This window comes from Acidovorax sp. GW821-FHT11A03 (assembly GCF_058809075.1).
The window spans coordinates 218,045-234,811 of record NZ_JBXASG010000008.1; the positions used below are offsets into that span (position 1 = coordinate 218,045).

Annotated in this window: 16 protein-coding genes; 13 read left to right on the forward strand and 3 right to left on the reverse strand. The window is 69.9% G+C overall.

Going from position 1 to position 16,767, the window contains the following annotated elements:
• Positions 1 to 142 precede the first annotated feature (142 nt).
• Both AC1RVY_RS20790 and AC1RVY_RS20795 read right to left on the reverse strand, forming a co-directional pair.
• Entirely contained in the window at positions 143 to 1,726 is a 1,584-nt protein-coding gene (locus AC1RVY_RS20790) for an MFS transporter (RefSeq protein ID WP_218296896.1), read from the reverse strand.
• 152 nt (positions 1,727 to 1,878) lie between these two features.
• Complete coding sequence (locus AC1RVY_RS20795; protein ID WP_369643533.1) at positions 1,879 to 2,403, reverse strand: MarR family winged helix-turn-helix transcriptional regulator; 525 nt, start codon at positions 2,401 to 2,403, stop codon at positions 1,879 to 1,881.
• Positions 2,404 to 2,528: 125 nt separating this feature from the next.
• Here AC1RVY_RS20795 and AC1RVY_RS20800 point away from each other — a divergent pair, with 125 nt between their 5' ends.
• The 3 genes from AC1RVY_RS20800 (at position 2,529) to AC1RVY_RS20810 (ending at position 6,267) form a co-directional block, all read left to right on the forward strand.
• On the forward strand, positions 2,529 to 3,482 hold the full coding sequence (locus AC1RVY_RS20800) for a tripartite tricarboxylate transporter substrate-binding protein (RefSeq protein ID WP_218296898.1): 954 nt from the start codon (positions 2,529 to 2,531) through the stop codon (positions 3,480 to 3,482).
• 147 nt (positions 3,483 to 3,629) lie between these two features.
• Positions 3,630 to 4,964 carry a sulfatase family protein gene (locus AC1RVY_RS20805; RefSeq protein WP_492807986.1) on the forward strand — a complete coding sequence of 445 codons (1,335 nt, stop codon included), beginning with the start codon at positions 3,630 to 3,632 and terminating at the stop codon, positions 4,962 to 4,964.
• 82 nt (positions 4,965 to 5,046) lie between these two features.
• Positions 5,047 to 6,267 (forward strand): MFS transporter, encoded by a 1,221-nt coding sequence (locus AC1RVY_RS20810; protein WP_492808062.1) that lies wholly within the window; start codon positions 5,047 to 5,049, stop codon positions 6,265 to 6,267.
• A gap of 66 nt (positions 6,268 to 6,333) precedes the next feature.
• Here the strand turns inward: AC1RVY_RS20810 and paaN are convergent, their stop codons facing one another.
• Positions 6,334 to 8,013 carry a phenylacetic acid degradation protein PaaN gene (gene paaN, locus AC1RVY_RS20815; RefSeq protein WP_492807987.1) on the reverse strand — a complete coding sequence of 560 codons (1,680 nt, stop codon included), beginning with the start codon at positions 8,011 to 8,013 and terminating at the stop codon, positions 6,334 to 6,336.
• 144 nt (positions 8,014 to 8,157) lie between these two features.
• Between paaN and AC1RVY_RS20820 the strand changes: the two genes are divergently transcribed.
• The 10 genes from AC1RVY_RS20820 to AC1RVY_RS20865 all read left to right on the forward strand — a co-directional run bounded on the left by AC1RVY_RS20820 (position 8,158) and on the right by AC1RVY_RS20865 (position 16,657).
• Positions 8,158 to 8,961 (forward strand): enoyl-CoA hydratase-related protein, encoded by an 804-nt coding sequence (locus AC1RVY_RS20820; RefSeq protein ID WP_492807989.1) that lies wholly within the window; start codon positions 8,158 to 8,160, stop codon positions 8,959 to 8,961.
• A 7-nt stretch (positions 8,962 to 8,968) separates the two neighbouring features.
• On the forward strand, positions 8,969 to 9,436 hold the full coding sequence (gene paaI, locus AC1RVY_RS20825) for a hydroxyphenylacetyl-CoA thioesterase PaaI (protein ID WP_492807990.1): 468 nt from the start codon (positions 8,969 to 8,971) through the stop codon (positions 9,434 to 9,436).
• A 27-nt stretch (positions 9,437 to 9,463) separates the two neighbouring features.
• The gene (gene paaK, locus AC1RVY_RS20830; protein WP_492807991.1) at positions 9,464 to 10,771 is read left to right on the forward strand and encodes a phenylacetate--CoA ligase PaaK; all 1,308 of its coding nucleotides are present in this window, start codon (positions 9,464 to 9,466) and stop codon (positions 10,769 to 10,771) included.
• Between the two features lie 22 nt (positions 10,772 to 10,793).
• Positions 10,794 to 11,807, forward strand: coding sequence for a 1,2-phenylacetyl-CoA epoxidase subunit PaaA (gene paaA, locus AC1RVY_RS20835; RefSeq protein WP_492245097.1), 1,014 nt, complete (start codon positions 10,794 to 10,796; stop codon positions 11,805 to 11,807).
• Positions 11,808 to 11,830: 23 nt separating this feature from the next.
• The gene (paaB, locus tag AC1RVY_RS20840; RefSeq protein WP_255591631.1) at positions 11,831 to 12,160 is read left to right on the forward strand and encodes a 1,2-phenylacetyl-CoA epoxidase subunit PaaB; all 330 of its coding nucleotides are present in this window, start codon (positions 11,831 to 11,833) and stop codon (positions 12,158 to 12,160) included.
• Between the two features lie 11 nt (positions 12,161 to 12,171).
• Entirely contained in the window at positions 12,172 to 12,948 is a 777-nt protein-coding gene (gene paaC / locus AC1RVY_RS20845) for a 1,2-phenylacetyl-CoA epoxidase subunit PaaC (RefSeq protein WP_492807994.1), read from the forward strand.
• On the forward strand, positions 12,948 to 13,490 hold the full coding sequence (gene paaD / locus AC1RVY_RS20850; RefSeq protein ID WP_492807996.1) for a 1,2-phenylacetyl-CoA epoxidase subunit PaaD: 543 nt from the start codon (positions 12,948 to 12,950) through the stop codon (positions 13,488 to 13,490). Before paaC ends, paaD begins: the two co-directional genes overlap by 1 nt.
• Before the next feature lie 34 nt (positions 13,491 to 13,524).
• Positions 13,525 to 14,610 (forward strand): 1,2-phenylacetyl-CoA epoxidase subunit PaaE, encoded by a 1,086-nt coding sequence (gene paaE, locus AC1RVY_RS20855; protein WP_492807997.1) that lies wholly within the window; start codon positions 13,525 to 13,527, stop codon positions 14,608 to 14,610.
• A gap of 134 nt (positions 14,611 to 14,744) precedes the next feature.
• Entirely contained in the window at positions 14,745 to 15,374 is a 630-nt protein-coding gene (locus tag AC1RVY_RS20860; protein ID WP_492254029.1) for a TetR/AcrR family transcriptional regulator, read from the forward strand.
• A 125-nt stretch (positions 15,375 to 15,499) separates the two neighbouring features.
• Complete coding sequence (locus tag AC1RVY_RS20865; RefSeq protein WP_370627858.1) at positions 15,500 to 16,657, forward strand: ABC transporter substrate-binding protein; 1,158 nt, start codon at positions 15,500 to 15,502, stop codon at positions 16,655 to 16,657.
• The last annotated feature ends 110 nt before the right edge of the window (positions 16,658 to 16,767 follow it).

Sequence of the window (16,767 nt, forward strand, 5' to 3'; positions counted from 1 at the left end):
CCGATTGTCGCAGGGTGGGCGGAGGCTCGGCTGATCTGTGCCAAGGGCGCGCCTCTGCCAGCGCCACCGTGGAACCGGCTTTGCCGGGCCACGGGTGGCGTCCCCCCCTCAGTGGGAAGACGCGAAGCGGCTCAGGGGGGAGCTATCTCTCGGCGATGTAGTGCGACATGCGCACGACCTCGCCGGGCGCCAAGAAGGCCCGCACTTCCGTCTCCAGCGCCTGGTCGGCCATGGTGGCGCGGGCGCGCTGGTGCAGGTAGTCGGCCCAGGATTCGACGATGAAGCGCTCCACGTAGCGCGAGGGTTCGCCCAGGTCCTTGTACACGCGCCAGAAGGTGGCGCCGTCGCGCCGGCGCGGGGCCTTCATCTGGCTGATGGTGTCGAGGAAGGCGGCGTCGGTGCCGGGCGCGATGCGGTAGCCCACCTCCACGGCCACGGGGCCCGCCTCGGGCAGGGGTTCGGCCTCGATGAACAGCTCATCCCAGGGGGTGGCCTGCGTCACCTCGTGCAGCGCGCCCATGCGCAGCGGCATGGGGCGCGCCAGCAGCAGGCCCACGCCCATGAGCGCGGCGGCCACGTAGAGCGTGGGGGCCAGGCCCATGATGTCGGACGCCGCGCCCCAGAACGCCGAGCCCATGGCGAACGCGCCCAGCGCCGCCACCATGTGCATGGCCACGGCGCGCGAGCGCACCCACTGCGGCGCGCTGGCCTGCGTGGCGGTGTTGAAGGTGGACATGGCCGACATCCATGCGGCCCCGGCGAACAGCATCGCGATGTAGACCAGCCAGGCCATCTTGGTCAGCGCCGCGACCAGCATGGCCATGGCGAACACCACCCCGCCCGCGCCCACGATGGCCTCCATGCCAAAGCGCGCGCGCAGGCGCCCCAGCACCAGGCCCACGGCCACGGCCCCGGTGCCCAGGCAACCCATGAGCAGGCCGAAGCCCTGTGCGCCCGTGCCCAGCTGGCGCTGGGCGATCACCGGCAGCAGCGCCCACAGGGCCGAGCCCGCCGCGCTGAAGGCCATCACCCGCACCAGCTGCGCGAGGATGATGCGCGAGTGCCAGGCAAAACGCAGGCCGCTCAAGGTGCCGCCCCACAGGCGTTCGGCCGGCAGCTTGGACGGGGGATGGGCCTTGGGCGGCCAGCGGCGGATGGACTGCCACATCACCAGCGTGGTGGTCACCGTGACGGCGAACACCCAGCCCGCGCCCAGCTGGGCAAACACCAGGCCGGCCATCGTGGGGCCCACGGCGCGCGCGGCGTTGTAGGCAATGCTGACGGCGGTGATGGCCTGCGGCCACTCGTCGCGCGGCACGGGGTCGATGACCGAGGAGTTCCATGCGGGCGTGAGCACGGCCGTGCAGCAGCCGCACACGAACACCAGGAACAGCACCGACGCCGGGCCGCCCCAGCCGCCCAGCACCAGCAGCGTGAGCAGCGCGCTGGCCCCCACCTGCGCCAGCAGCGCGCCGGAGATCAGGCGCCGCCGGTCGGTGGTGTCGGCCAGCACCCCCGCCGGCAAGGCCAGCAGGAACATGGGCATGAACACAGCCGTCTGCACCAGCGCGGCCAGGAACGAGGAGCCCGTGAGCTCCACCATGAGCCAGGCGGCCGCCATGGTCTGCATGCCGCTGCCCACGAAAAAGATGCCACCGCAGATCCACAGCCCCCGGAACGCGGGTTGGCGCAAGGGGCTCCACAAAGAGGTTGGGTGCTGGGACATGAAAGGTGGTCTGCGGGGGGCGTCGTGGTGGGGCCGTCGGGCGGGAGAGACTCGGCTGGGCGGGCGCGCGGCCGCTTTTCGGCGGCGGCGGCATGCGGAATGGAAGGATATCGCCTCATCCCTGTTTTGGGGCGGTGCCGGCGGGATGCCCCTCAGTCGGTGTGCCGTCCGCCCCGCAGCCGGTAGGTGCGCGGCACGTCGGTGCGCGCCGCGACCAGCGCCTCGGCGCGCTGCTGCATGTCGGACAGCGCATGGTCCAGCGCCCGCACATCCGGCGCTTCCAGGCCGGCCAGCAGTTCCTGGTTGAGCGCCTTCACCTGCGGGAACAGCCCGTCGTGCACCGCCTGGCCCGCGGGCGTGAGGGTCAGCACGGCCTGGCGCCGGTCGCCGGGCATGGCGTCGCGGGTGATGAGTTTCTTGGCCAGCAGCGAGGTGACGGCCCGCGAGGTGCGTGCGCGGTCCAGTCCCAGGCGCCGGGCCAGCTCGGCCGGGGGCATGCCGGGGTGCTGGGCCAGCATCATGAGCAGGCCCCACTCGCGCCGCGTGATGCCGTAGCCGCCCTCGCACAGCCGCACCACCAGGCTGCCCGCCACGGCGAGCAGGCGGTTGAGCCGGTACATCAGCAGGTCGTTGGCGGCCTGCGGGTCGGTCAGGCGGTGGCCGGGCGGTGCGGGCATCAGGGTATTTCCGGGCGAGAATTGATTAGATCAATTGATTGTGTGGCCAATACAGTGCGCCCATCAACCTCACCACCTGCGCGGCCGCGCAGGGCCCATGCCCTTGCCCTGGAGATATTTCGACCATGTGGAAACCCCTTGCCTTTGCGTTCGCCGCCGCGCTTGCCCTGTCCGCGTCCCTGGTCCAGGCGCAGGAGACGCCCCTGCGCATCGTGGTGGGCTATGCGCCCGGGGGCGCCACCGACCGCGTGGCCCGCATCGTGGCCGACAAGCTGGGCACCAAGCTCGGCACACCCGTGATCGTGGAGAACAAGACCGGGGCGGGCGGCCGCCTCTCGGCCCAGGCCGTGAAGGCCGCGCCCGCCAACCAGCCCACCCTGCTGCTGGCCAACCCCGCCGTGATGCTGGTGGCGCCCCTGGTGTTCCCCGACGCGGGCTATGACCCCGAGCGCGACTTCCGTCCCGTGAGCCACGTCAACAGCTACGAGTTCGGCGTGGCCGTGGCCAGCGCCGTGCCCGTGAAGGAGCTGCCGCACCTGATGGCCTGGCTGCGCGCCAACCCGGACAAGGCCAACTTCGGCGTGCCCGCCACGGGCAGCCTGCCGCATTTCTTCGGGCTGATGGTGGGCGATGCCGCCAAGGTGCGCGCCGAGGTGGTGGGCTACCGGGGCTCGGCGCCGCTGCTCAACGACCTGCTGGGCGGGCAGGTGCCCGTGGCGTTCGACACCTTCGACACCCTGCTGCCCCAGCACGAGGCCGGCAAGATCCGCATCCTGGCCGTGTCGAGCGCCAAGCGCAGCCCGCTGGACCCGAAGATTCCCACCTTCAAGGAAGCCGGCATGGACCTGGCCGCCACCGGCTGGAACACCTTCTTCGCCCCGATGAGCATGCCCAAGGCCCAGGCCGAACGCCTGGCCGGGCTGATCGTGGAGGTGATGAAGGACCCCGACACCCAGCGCAAGTTCGAGACCGCCAAGATGGAACCCGTGGTGGCGACCATGGCCCAGACCGATGCCATGCTCAAGGCCTACCGCGCGCAGTGGGCGCCGGTCGTGCAGCGCTCGGGCTTCAAGCCTTGACAGGAAGCACCCCCTGAGCGGCTTTGCCGCTTCCCCCTCGAAGGGGACGGCGGCCTTGCTGCGGGGCGGCCCTTGCTTGCCGCCCCTCGCCTCGGCCGTGCCTGTTGCAAAGGCAATGGGCGCGGTTTAGTGAAACTGGACTTCGAGATGACCATCAAAACCCGCCCCAACATCATCTTCATCGTCGCCGACGACCTGGGCTATGCCGACCTGGGCTGCTACGGCGGGCGCGAAGCGGCCTTCGGCCCGGTCTCGCCCGTGCTCGACGGCCTGGCCGCGCAGGGCTTGAAGCTCACCCAGGGTTATTCCAACTCGCCCGTGTGCTCGCCCACGCGCTTCGCGCTGATGACGGCGCGCTACCAGTACCGCCTGCGCGGCGCGGCTGAGGAGCCCATCAACAGCAAGAGCCGGGGCAGCACCACGCTGGGCCTGCCGCCGTCGCACCCCACGCTGCCCTCGCTGCTGCGCGCGGGCGGCTACCGCACGGCGCTCATGGGCAAATGGCACCTGGGCTACCCGCCGGCCTTCGGGCCGCTGCAGTCAGGCTACGAAGAGTTCTTCGGCCCCATGTCGGGCGGGGTGGACTACTTCACGCACTGCAGTTCCAACGGCACCCATGACCTGTACCTGGGCGAAGAGGAAAAACAGCAGGACGGCTACCTCACCGACCTCATCACCGACCATGCGCTCGGCTACGTGGAGCGCATGGCGCCGGGCGCACAGGCCGGCACGCCGTTCTTTCTGAGCCTGCACTACACGGCGCCCCACTGGCCGTGGGAGACGCGCGATGACGGGGCGCTGGCGCAGGAGGTGAAGGGCAACCTGTTCCACCTGCATGGCGGCAACATCGAGACCTACCGCCGCATGATCCACCACATGGATGAAGGTATTGGCCGCCTGATGGACGCGCTGCGCCACCACGGCATCGAGCGCGACACGCTGGTGGTCTTCACCAGCGACAACGGCGGCGAGCGCTTCTCGGACAACTGGCCCCTGGTAGGCGGCAAGATGGACCTGACCGAAGGCGGCATCCGCGTGCCGTGGATCGCCCACTGGCCCGCCGTGATCGCACCGGGCGGCGTGAGCCCGCAGACCTGCATGACCATGGACTGGTCGGCCACGATGCTCGATGCGGCCGGCGTGGCGGCGCATGGGGACTACCCGCTCGACGGCCGCTCGCTGATGCCGGTGCTGCGCGATGCCGCCCTGCACGATGCGCCGCCCCTGTTCTGGCGCATGAACCACCGGGGCCAGCGCGCCATGCGCCAGGGCGACTGGAAATACCTGCGTGTGGACGGCAACGACTACCTGTTCGATCTGTCGCAGGACGAACGCGAGCGCGCCAACCGGGCTCCCGTGGAACCCGAGCGGCTGCGGACGATGCGCGCGGCCTGGGAGGCATGGAATGCGTCCATGCCCGCGATCCCGGACGACGCGACGGTGAGCCTGGGCTACTCGGTCAAGGACATGCCGCAGCGGTGACGGGCGGCCGGCGGGGCTGTCGGCTATGGTGTGGGGGGCGCATGCCATCCGCCCGCCTTCCTTCCGAATCCATGCCTTGAAGATGCCCCCGTTGACTTCCTTTCCCCTGCGCGCGCCCATCGCCGTGTTTCTGGCGGGGCTCGCGGCCGCGCTGCACATCGGCAAGATCCCACCCGCCATCACCGTGCTGCGGGAGACGCTGGGGGTCTCGCTGGTCGAGGCGGGCTTCCTGCTGTCGGCGGTCCAGCTGGCGGGCATGCTGCTCGGCGTTCTGGTGGGGGCGCTGGCCGATGGTTTTGGCCTGCGGCGCAGCATGCTGTATGGGTTGGGCGTGTTGTGTATCGCCAGCCTGGCGGGCGTGGGGGCCCGCCATCCGGCGGACCTGCTGGCATTGCGGGCGCTGGAGGGGCTGGGTTTTCTGTGGGTTGTGCTGCCGGCGCCCAGCTTGATGCGGCAGCTGGTGCCCGCTGCCAGGCTGCCCGCCTTCATGGGGCTGTGGGGTGCCTACATGCCCGCCGGCGTTGCCCTGGCGCTTCTGGCGGGGCCGGTGGTCATGGGGCTGTGGAGCTGGCAGGCCTGGTGGGGTCTGCTGGGTGTGCTGGCGGGCTGCGCGGGGCTCTGGCTGGCCCTGGCCGTTGGCCCGGATGCGCTGCGCGCCACCGTGGCGCGGCCGCGCACCGACCCGCCGTCTCCCGCGGTGGTCCTTCTGGCGCGGCGGCTGCGGCTCACCCTGGCCAGTCCCGGGCCCTGGGTGGTGGCGGTGGCGTTTGGCATGTACTCCTGCCAGTGGCTGGCCGTCATCGGGTTTCTGCCCTCCATCTACATGCAGGCGGGCGTCAGCGGCGTGGCTGCCGGTGCGCTGACCGCACTGGCCTGCGCGGCCAATGTGGTGGGGAACCTGGGGGCCGGCGGCTTGATGCGGGCGGGTTGGCGCACGCACCGTCTGTTGTCCCTCGGTTTCGGCGGCACGGCATTGGCCACGGTGGTGGCCTTCAGCCCCTTGGCGGGGGATGGCGCGGTTCTTCGGTTCGCTGCCGTGGTGGCGTTTTCAGCGGTGGGCGGGATGATTCCGGCCACCTTGTTTGCCCTGGCGGTCCGGGTGGCGCCCAGCGAGCACACGGTGTCCACCACGATGGGCTGGGTGCAGCAGTGCTCGGCCTGTGGCCAGTTCCTGGGCCCGCCGCTGGTGGCCTGGGTGGCGGGCCTGGCGGGCGGCTGGCATTTCACCTGGGCGGTCACCGGCGTGGCTTCGGTGGTGGGCCTGGGGCTGTCGTGGTGGGGGCGCCGGCAGCACCCGGCCTGAGACCGCAAACACGTCCCGGCGGAGCGGGCAGGGGCCGCGGCGCCCCGCCACCTGCCGCCCGCCCGATCACGCTGCCGCAGCGGACCCCGCCTGCACATGCTCGCGCCGCTGCACGATCACGAAGCGGTCGGCCACGAAGGCCAGGTTGGTGTAGCTGGCGTTGGCGGCCGGGTTGCCGCCCGTGGCGTGGTAGTCCGAGAACGACGCCGACTGGTTCACGAACACCCCTTGCGTGAGGTTGATGGACAGCGCCACGCGCGTGCGCCGGCCCAGGGCGATGGCGGCGTCGATGTAGGCGCGGTCGGTGGAGTACACGCCCAGGGTCAGTGCGCCATGCTCGCGCAGTGTGGCCTCGGCCACCTGCAGGCTGGCGGCGCCCGAATCGGTGGCCACCAGGTAGGACACGGGGCCGAAGCATTCCTGGCCGTAGATGGCGCTGTCGGCCTGCTCCAGCGCCACGATCACTGGCGTGTGGATCTGCGCGTTCGCGAACTCGGGGTGGGGGAGGGCGCGCGAGGCCAGCACCAGGCGGCCCTGGCCGCTGGCCCGCTGCATGCGCGCCACGGTCTCGGGCGAGCCCACGGCGCCCAGCACCGAGGTGGCCACGCGCGGGTTCGAGGCCAGCTCGGTCACGGCGGCGGCGAGGTCCGCGCCCACCTGCTCGAAGCTCTTGTGCCCTTCGTCGGTGGCGATGCCGCCGCGCGGCACCAAAATGTTCTGCGTGGTGGTGCACATCTGGCCGCTGTACAGCGACAGCGTGAACGCCAGGTTGCGCAGCAGGGCCGCGTACTGGTCGGTGGATTCGATGATCACCGTGTTCACGCCGGCCATCTCGGCATACACGCGCGCCTGGCGGGCGTTGTCGATCAGCCAGCGGCCGAACTGGTTGCTGCCCGTGAAGTCGATGCTGGCCACCGCGCTGTGCGTGGCCAGGGCCTGGGTGTCTTCGGCGCGGGGGCTCAGCGCCAGGGTCACGGTGTTCGGGTCCAGCCCCTGCTCGGCCAGCACCTCGCGCAGGATGTTCACCGAGATCGCGGCCGGCAGCACGGCATGGGGATGCGGCTTGACGATGACCGGGTTGCCCGTGGCCAGCGCGGCGAACAGGCCGGGGTAGGTGTTCCAGGTGGGGAAGGTGGCGCAGCCGACCACCAGCGCGACGCCGCGGCCCACGATCTCGTAGTGCTTTTGCATCACCAGCGGCGGGTTCTTGCCCTGGGGCTTGTCCCACAGCGCCTGGCCGGGCACGTCGGCCATGGCCTTCCAGGCGTAGGCGATGGCTTCGAGCGCGCGGTCCTGGGCGTGCGGGCCGCCGGCCTGGAAGGCCATCATCGGGCCCTGGCCGGTGGTCAGCATCACGGCGTGGGCGATCTCATGGCTGCGGCGGTGGATGCGCATGAGCGCCTCCAGCAGCACGCCCACGCGGCCTTGCGCGCCCAGTGCCTGCCACGCGGGTTCGGCCGCCTGGGCCGCTGCCACCAGCGCGTGCACGTCGCAGTCGGGGTAGCGCACATCCAGCGCCACGCCATAGGGCGAGCGTTCTGTCGCCAGCCGGCCCTGTTCACCGGGCTGCTGCAGCGGGAAATCCTTGCCCAGCAGGGCGGCCACGGCCGCCTGGCCGTCGGCCTGGCCGGTCTCGCCATAGACCTTGGGCGAGGGCGATTCGGGGAAGGGCGTCCAGTGGCCGCGCGTGGCCAGGGCGTCCAGGGCGCCATCGAGCAGGGCACGGTGCGTATCGAACAGGGGCATGTATTTGTCTCCGTTAAGGGTTTGCCCTGAGGGGTTTGACTTGTGTCAGGGTTGTGGAAAGTTTATTCTCTACCGAACGGTCGGTCAATAATGTTTGCGGCCGATCAATACAACATTTCCCCACTTTGGTAGGCAGGAGCATCCATGTCTGAACCCCTTGTTCTTGTAACGCAGTCGGGCGCCGTGCAAACACTGGCGCTCCACCGGCCCGCCGCGCTCAACAGCTTTACCGCCGAGTTGCATGCGCAACTGCTGGACGCCCTGGAGGCCGCTGCGGCCAACGCCGAGGTGCGCTGCGTGGTGCTCACGGGCACGGGCCGGGCCTTCTGCGCGGGGCAGGACCTGGCCGACCCGGCCGTGGCGCCCGACCTCACGCCCGGCGCCGCGCCCAAGGACCTGGGTGAAGTGATCGAGAAACTCTACGGCCCGCTGTGCCTGCGCATCCGCAGCATGCCCATCCCCGTGGTGGCCGCCGTCAACGGTGTGGCCGCCGGCGCGGGCGCCAACCTGGCGCTCTCGTGCGACCTGGTGCTGGCCGCGCGTTCGGCCAGCTTCATCCAGGCCTTCACCAAGATCGGCCTGGTGCCCGACACCGGCGGCACCTGGCTGCTGCCGCGCCTGGTGGGCCGTGCGCAGGCCCTGGGCCTGGCGCTGCTGGGCGACAAGCTGCCCGCCGCCGATGCCGAGCGCCTGGGCCTGATCTGGCGCTGCGTGGACGATGCGGCCCTGCAGGAAGAAGCACAGGCCCTGGCCCAGCGCCTGGCGTCCATGCCCGTGAAAGCACTGGTCGCCACGCGCAACGCGATGGATGCGGCGGCACTGATGGACTACGGCCAGGCCCTGGCCCGTGAGGCGGCCGTGCAGCGCACGCTGGGCGCCTCGGCCGACTACCGCGAGGGCGTCGAGGCCTTCATCGGCAAGCGCGCTCCCGTGTTCAAAGACCGCTGAGCGACCCATGGACTCCACCACCTCCCCCATGGACCCCCAGGCCATCGCCGAGCACGTGCGCACCGGCATGCTCGCCAACGACCGCGCCACGCAGGGCCTGGGCATCGCCATCACGGCCATCGCGCCAGGGCGGGCCACGCTCGAGATGACCGTGCGCGCCGACATGCTCAACGGCTTCGACATCTGCCACGGCGGCTTCGTCACCACGCTGGCCGACTCGGCGTTCGCCTTCTCGTGCAATGCGCGCAACGACATGACCGTGGCCTCGGGCCTGTCCATCGACTTCCTGGCGCCCGCGCGCGAGGGCGACCGCCTCACCGCCGTGGCCACCGAGGTCTCGCTGGCCGGCCGCACCGGCGTCTACGACGTGAACGTGCACAACCAGCGCGGCGAGGCCATCGCGGTGTTCCGCGGCCGCTCGTACTGCATGAAGGGCAAGCACACCGTGCCGCTTGCCGATGCCGCCGGCTGCTGACCCCATACACCATTACAGGAGACATCCATGGCCGTGCGCCACCCCGCTCCAGGCGACCTGGAGCCCATCGAAACCGCCAGCCGCGACGAGGTCCAGGCGCTGCAGCTGCAGCGCCTGCGCTGGACGCTGCAGCACGCCTACGACAACGTGCCGCACTACCGGCGCGCCTTCGATGCCAAGGGCGTGCACCCGTCGGACCTGACGCAGCTGTCCGACCTCTCCAGGTTCCCCTTCACCGTCAAGAAGGACCTGCGCGACAACTACCCCTTCGGCATGTTCGCCGTGCCGCGCGAAAAGGTGGCGCGCATCCATGCCTCCTCGGGCACCACGGGCAAGCCCACGGTGGTGGGCTACACCTTGAAGGACATCGACACCTGGGCCGACCTGGTGGCGCGTTCCATCCGCGCAGCGGGTGGGCGCGCTGGCGACCTGATCCATGTGGCCTATGGCTACGGCCTGTTCACGGGCGGCCTGGGCGCGCACTACGGCGCCGAGCGCGCGGGCTGCACGGTGATCCCCATGTCGGGCGGCCAGACCGAAAAGCAGGTGCAGCTGATCCGCGATTTCGGGCCCAGCATCATCATGGTCACGCCCTCGTACATGCAGGTCATCAACGAGGAGTTCGTGCGCCAGGGGCTGGACCCGCGCGAGAGCTCGCTCAAGGTGGGCATCTTCGGCGCCGAGCCCTGGACCGAGGCCATGCGCCGCGAGATCGAGACCAAGGCCGGCATCGACGCGGTGGACATCTACGGCCTGTCCGAAGTGATGGGCCCGGGCGTGGCCAGCGAGTGCATCGAGAGCAAGGACGGCCCCGTGGTCTGGGAAGACCACTTCTACCCCGAGATCATCGACCCCGAGACGGGCGAGGTGCTGCCCGACGGCGAGGAGGGCGAACTCGTCTTCACCTCGCTGAGCAAGGAGGCGCTGCCCATGATCCGCTACCGCACGCGCGACCTCACGCGCCTCTTGCCGCCCACTTCGCGCGCGTTCCGCCGCATGGGCAAGATCGTGGGCCGCTCGGACGACATGCTCATCATCCGCGGCGTGAACGTGTTCCCCACGCAGATCGAAGAGATCGTGCTGCAGAACGAGAAGCTGTCGGGCCAGTACCAGATCCTGGTGGCGCGCGACGGCAACCTCGACCAGGTCACCGTGCGCTGCGAGCTGCAGCCCGGCGTGGCCGACGGCGAGCGCCCCGACCTCACCGGCTGGGTGCAGCACCGCATCAAGACCCTGGTGGGCATCACCTGCCAGGTCGAGGTGCTGGCCACCGATTCCATCGAACGCACGCTGGTGGGCAAGGCCCGCCGCGTGATCGACCAGCGCCCACGCTAACCCTTCACGAAAGGACGACACCATGTACACCCAGGCCATGGACACCATGGGCAAGGAAGGCGGCGACGCCGGCAACAAGGCCCTGCGCAGCGCCGAGGAGATGCAGCGCCAGGAGGCCTTCGACGCGCGCATCGACGCGGGCGAATTCATCGAGGCCAAGGACTGGATGCCCGACCACTACCGCAAGACCCTGCTGCGCCAGATCAGCCAGCATGCGCACTCGGAGATCGTCGGCATGCTGCCCGAGGGCAACTGGATATCGCGCGCCCCCACGCTCAAGCGCAAGGCCATCCTGCTGGCCAAGGTGCAGGACGAAGGCGGCCACGGCTTGTACCTGTACGCCGCGGCCGAGACGCTGGGCAGCTCGCGCGACCAGATGCTGGATGCGCTGCACACCGGGCGCGCCAAGTACAGCTCCATCTTCAACTACCCCACGCTGACCTGGGCCGACATGGGCACCATCGGCTGGCTGGTCGATGGCGCCGCCATCATGAACCAGGTGCCGATCTGCCGCTGCTCGTACGCGCCGTATGCGCGCGCCATGGTGCGCATCTGCCGCGAAGAAAGCTTCCACCAGCGCCAGGGCTACGACGCGCTGCTCACCATGATGCAGCAGGGCACCGACGCCCAGCGCGCCATGGTGCAGGACGCAGTCAACCGCTGGTGGTGGCCCTCCATCATGATGTTCGGCCCGCCCGACGACCAGTCGCCCAACTCCGCGCAGTCCATGCGCTGGGGCATCAAGCGCGTCTCCAACGACACGCTGCGCCAGAAGTTCATCGACGCCACGGTGGAGCAGGCCCGCGTGCTCGGCGTGACTCTGCCCGACCCCGACCTGCAATGGAACGAGGAGCGCCAGGCGCACGACTACGGCGCCATCGACTGGAGCGAGTTCTGGCGCGTGATCGGCGGCGACGGCCCCTGCAACGAAGAACGCCTGGGCGCGCGCGTCAAGGCCTGGGACGACGGTGCCTGGGTGCGCGAAGCCGCCCTGGCCCATGCCGCCAAGCACGCCCCGGTGCGGGCTGCGGCCTGAGATTCCCTGTTTCGAGACAACCCATGACGAACCCCACCACCCCCTCCACCCCCGCCGCCGACCCCGCCATGGCCACCGAATGGCCGCTGTGGGAAGTCTTCGTGCGCAGCAAGGCCGGCCTGGACCACAAGCACTGCGGCAGCCTGCATGCGGCCGACCCGCGCATGGCCATCCAGCTGGCGCGCGACGTCTACACCCGGCGCCAGGAAGGCACCAGCGTCTGGGTCGTGCGCTCCGACCAGATCGTGGCCAGCGACCCGGGCGAGAAGTCCATGTACTTCGATCCCGCGCAGGACAAGGTCTACCGCCACCCCACCTTCTACGTGCTGCCCGAGTCCGTGGACCACATGTGAGCGCGCCCGCCATGCAAGCCACCAGCATCCACACCAGCCAGGACCCGGCCGTGCAGTACCTGCTGCGCATCGGCGACACCTGCCTCATCCTGGCCCAGCGCCTCTCGGAATGGTGCGGCCACGGCCCCGTCCTCGAAGAGGACATCGCCCTGTCCAACATGGCGCTGGACCTCGTGGGCCAGGCGCGCGCCGTGCTCACCCGCGCCGGGCAGATCGAAGGCCGCGGCCACGACGAGGACCAGCTGGCCTTTTTGCGCGACGAGCGCGACTATGTCAACGTGACCCTGGTGGAGCTGCCGCGCGGTGACTTCGCCTTCACCATGGTGCGCAACGCCATGGTGGCCACCCTCTTCAAGCTGCTGTGGGAGCGCCTGGCCACCTCCAGCGACACGGAGCTGGCCGCCATTGCCGGCAAGGCGGTCAAGGAGGCGCGCTACCACCAGCAGCACGCCGCCGACTGGGTGGTGCGCCTGGGCGACGGCACGGCCGAATCGCGCCGCCGCACCGAAGCGGCCTTGAAGGCCCTGTGGCGCTACACGCCCGAGCTCTTCGTGGTCGATGCGGTGGACGAATCCGCCCACGCCACCGGTCTGGGCCCGCGCTGGGCCGACCTGCAGGACGCCTGGACCGGCGAGATGGCGCAGATCCTGGCCGCTGCCAGCCTGGCCACGCCCCAGGAGTCAGCGTTCCGCAGCACCGGAAAGCAGGGCGTGCACAGCGAGCACATGGGCTACATCCTGGCCGAGATGCAGTACCTGCAGCGCAGCTTTCCCGGAGGCGTGTGGTGATGATGGCCGAAGCCGTGGCGCCTTTTGAGACCGCCGACGCGCGCATTGCCCGCGCTTGGCAGGTGCTCGACGGCGTGCCCGACCCCGAGGTGCCCGCGGTCTCCGTGTGCGACCTGGGCATCGTGCGCGCCGTGCGCCTGGCGGGCGATGGCCTGGAGATCGTGCTCACCCCCACCTATTCGGGCTGCCCCGCCACCGAGGCCATCGAGCGCGACGTGCTCGCCGCCATCGAGGCGGCCGGCCTCGGCCCGGCCCATGCCACGCTGCAGCGCGCCCCGGCCTGGACCACCGACTGGATCACCGAACGCGGCCGCGCCCGCCTGCTGGCCTACGGCATCGCGCCGCCCGGCCCGCTGCCGCCGGGCACCGAGGTGCCGCTGCGCTTCATGCCGCGCACCGGGGCTGCAGCGCCGGCGCTGGCCTGCCCGCGCTGCGGCAGCCTGCAGACCGAGCGGCTCTCGGCCTTCGGCTCCACGGCTTGCAAGGCGCTGTACCGCTGCATGGCCTGCCGCGAGCCCTTCGAACACTTCAAGCCCTTGTGAAGCACCCGCCTTCGCCCCCACACAAGACACCGACATGAGCGTCATCTTCCATCCCCTGCGCGTGCGCGCCATCGAGCCCGACACGGCCGAGGCCGTCATCGTCTCCTTCGACGTGCCGCCCGAGCTGCGCGAGGTCTTCGGCTTCACCCAGGGCCAGTACCTCACGCTGCGCACCGACATCGGTGGCCAGGACCTGCGCCGCTCGTACTCCATCTGCGCCGGCGTGGACGACGCCGAGCTGCGCGTGGGCGTGCGCAAGGTCAACGGCGGCGTGTTCTCCAACTGGATCAACGCGCAGCTCCAGGTGGGTGACACGCTGCAGGTCATGGCGCCGCAAGGCCGCTTCTTCGTGCCCATCCAGGCCCAGGCGAGTCGCCACTACCTGGGCATCGCGGGCGGCAGCGGCATCACGCCCATCCTGTCCATCATGAAGACGGTGCTCGCACGCGAGCCCGGCAGCCGCTTCACGCTGATCTACGGCAACCGCACGCTGCAGTCCACCATGTTCAAGGAGGAGATCGAGGACCTCAAGAACCGCTACCTCACGCGCCTGGTGCTGCACCATGTGTTCTCGGCCGAGCAGACCGACGCGCCGCTGAACATGGGCTTTGTGAACCGCGAGAAGCTCGCCGAGTTCCTGAAGGCCCTGATCCCCGCGCAGAAGATCGACGAGGCCTTCATCTGCGGCCCCTTCCAGATGAACGACGAGGCCGAGGCCGCGCTGCTGGCCGGCGGCGTGCCGGCCGAGCGCATCCACGTGGAGCGCTTCGGCGTGGCCCTGCCCGCAGGAGGGCAGGTCGGCGCGGTGGTGCACGAGGCGTTGCCCGGCGACGCCAAGACCTCCCGCATCGCCATCGTGCGCGACGGCCTGCGGCGCGAATTCCCGTTCTCGGGCGAGCAGGCCAGCATCCTCGATGCGGCCTCGGCCGCCGGGCTGGAGGTGCCGTTCTCGTGCACCTCGGGCGTGTGCGGCACCTGCCGCGCCAAGTGCGTGCAGGGCGAGGTGCGCATGGAGCGCAACTTCGCGCTCGACAAGAACGAGGTGGCTGCCGGCTTCGTGCTCACCTGCCAGTGCCGGCCGCTGTCCGACCGCGTGGTGCTGTCGTTCGACGAACGCTGATGGTCGCTATGACGGCATCCACCGCTGCACACGGTGCCTGGCATCGGCAAGGAATGGGCCGCCGTGGGCCTGCGATGCCCCCGGATGCGGCAAGATGGCGCCCCTTCACTCCAGGATGCAAAGGAAAACTGCCCATGGCCCGAGGACGCTCCCCCGGATACGACGACCAGCGCGAAATGATCCTCCGCCATGCCGCCGAACTGTTCGCACGCCGCGGCTATCCCGCCACCTCGATGAACGAGGTGGCCGAGGCCTGCGGCCTGTCCAAGCCCACGCTGTACCACTACTTTCGCGACAAGTACAACCTGCTCGTGCACATCGCCGACGGCCATGTCTCGCGCCTGCAGGCGCTGGTGGAGGAGGTCGAGGCCCAGCAGCTCGCGCCCGAGGCGCGGCTGCGCGAACTGATCCACCGCTTCGTCGAGGAATACGCCGAGGCCCAGCACGCCCACCGCGTGCTGACCGAGGACGTGCGCTTCCTGCAGCCCGAGGACAGCGAGCGCATCCTGGGCAAGGAGCGCGCCGTGGTGGCCGCCTTCGCCACCGCGCTGGGGCAACTGCGCCCCGACACCGATGCCGCCGGCCTGACCAAGGCGCTGACCATGCTGCTGTTCGGCATGATCAACTGGATGTTCACCTGGCTCAAGCCCGACGGCGAACTCGACTACGGGACCATGGCGCCCATCGTTGCGGACCTGTTCTTTGGTGGATTTCCTGCCGTCCGAATGCCCATTGAACAGGCCCAAAGACCCGCGCGTCCATGACAATGGCCACGCACGTTCACCACCGCGTACCCGATACCGGCCGACAAGAGCCGGAACAGCGCTGAATCTTCCTTGCTTGCCTGCGCTGACAACACCATCCTTTCTTTTCCACAGGAGACAAACGCATGAAAAAAACCCGCTTCGCACAACTCGCGCTGGTGGCCGCAGCCGCCGCCATGGCCTGCGGCGCCGCCCTGGCCGACATCACCGTCGGCGTCACGGTGTCGGCCACCGGCCCCGCCGCCTCGCTGGGCATCCCCGAGAAGAACACCATCGCCCTGATGCCGCGCACCATCGGCGGCCAGAAGGTCAACTACATCGTGCTCGACGACGCGTCGGACACGACCACCGCCGTGGGCAACACGCGCAAGCTGATCAGCGAAAGCAAGGTCGACATCATCCTCGGGTCGAGCACCACGCCCAACTCGCTGGCCATGATCGACGTGGTCGCCGAAGCGCAGACGCCCATGATCTCCATGGCCGCCTCGGCGCGCATCGTCGAGCCCATGGACGCCAAGAAGAAGTGGGTCTTCAAGACCCCGCAGAACGACATCATGATGTCGCTGGCCATCGTGGACCACATGGCCAACGCCGGCGTGAAGACCGTGGCCTTCATCGGCTTTGCCGACGCCTACGGCGAAGGCTGGTACCAGGAGTTCGGCAAGGCCGCCGCCATCAAGAAGATCCAGATCGTGGCCAACGAGCGCTATGCGCGCACCGACACCTCGGTGACGGGCCAGACGCTGAAGATGATCTCGGCCAAGCCCGACGCCGTGCTCATCGCCGGCTCCGGCACGCCGGCCGCATTGCCCCAGAAGGCGCTCAAGGAGCGCGGCTTCACCGGCAAGGTCTACCAGACCCACGGCGTGGCCAATGCCGACTTCCTGCGCGTGGGCGGCAAGGACGTGGAAGGCACCTTCCTGCCCTCCGGCCCGGTGCTCGTGGCTTCGCAGCTACCCGCCTCGCACCCGGTGAAGAAGTCGGCCAGCGCCTACGTGGCCGCCTATGAGGCCGCCCACGGCAAGGACAGCGTCTCCACCTTCGGCGCCCATGGCTGGGATGCCGGCGTGCTGATGGCCGCCGCCGTGCCCGTGGCCCTGAAGAAGGCCAAGCCCGGCACCGTGGAATTCCGCACGGCCCTGCGCGATGCGCTCGAGCAGATCAAGGAAGTGCCCGGCGCGCACGGCATCTTCAACATGTCCGAGAACGACCACCTGGGCCTGGACCAGCGCGCCCGCGTGATGGTCAAGATCGAGAACGGGACCTGGAAATACATTCCCTGACCCCCTGAGGCGCTGCGCGCCTTCCCCTCCAAGGGGACGCCACCCGTGGCCTGGCGAAGCCGGTTCCACGGTGGCGCTGGTCTGGGGCGCGCCGGTTTCATGGTGTCCGT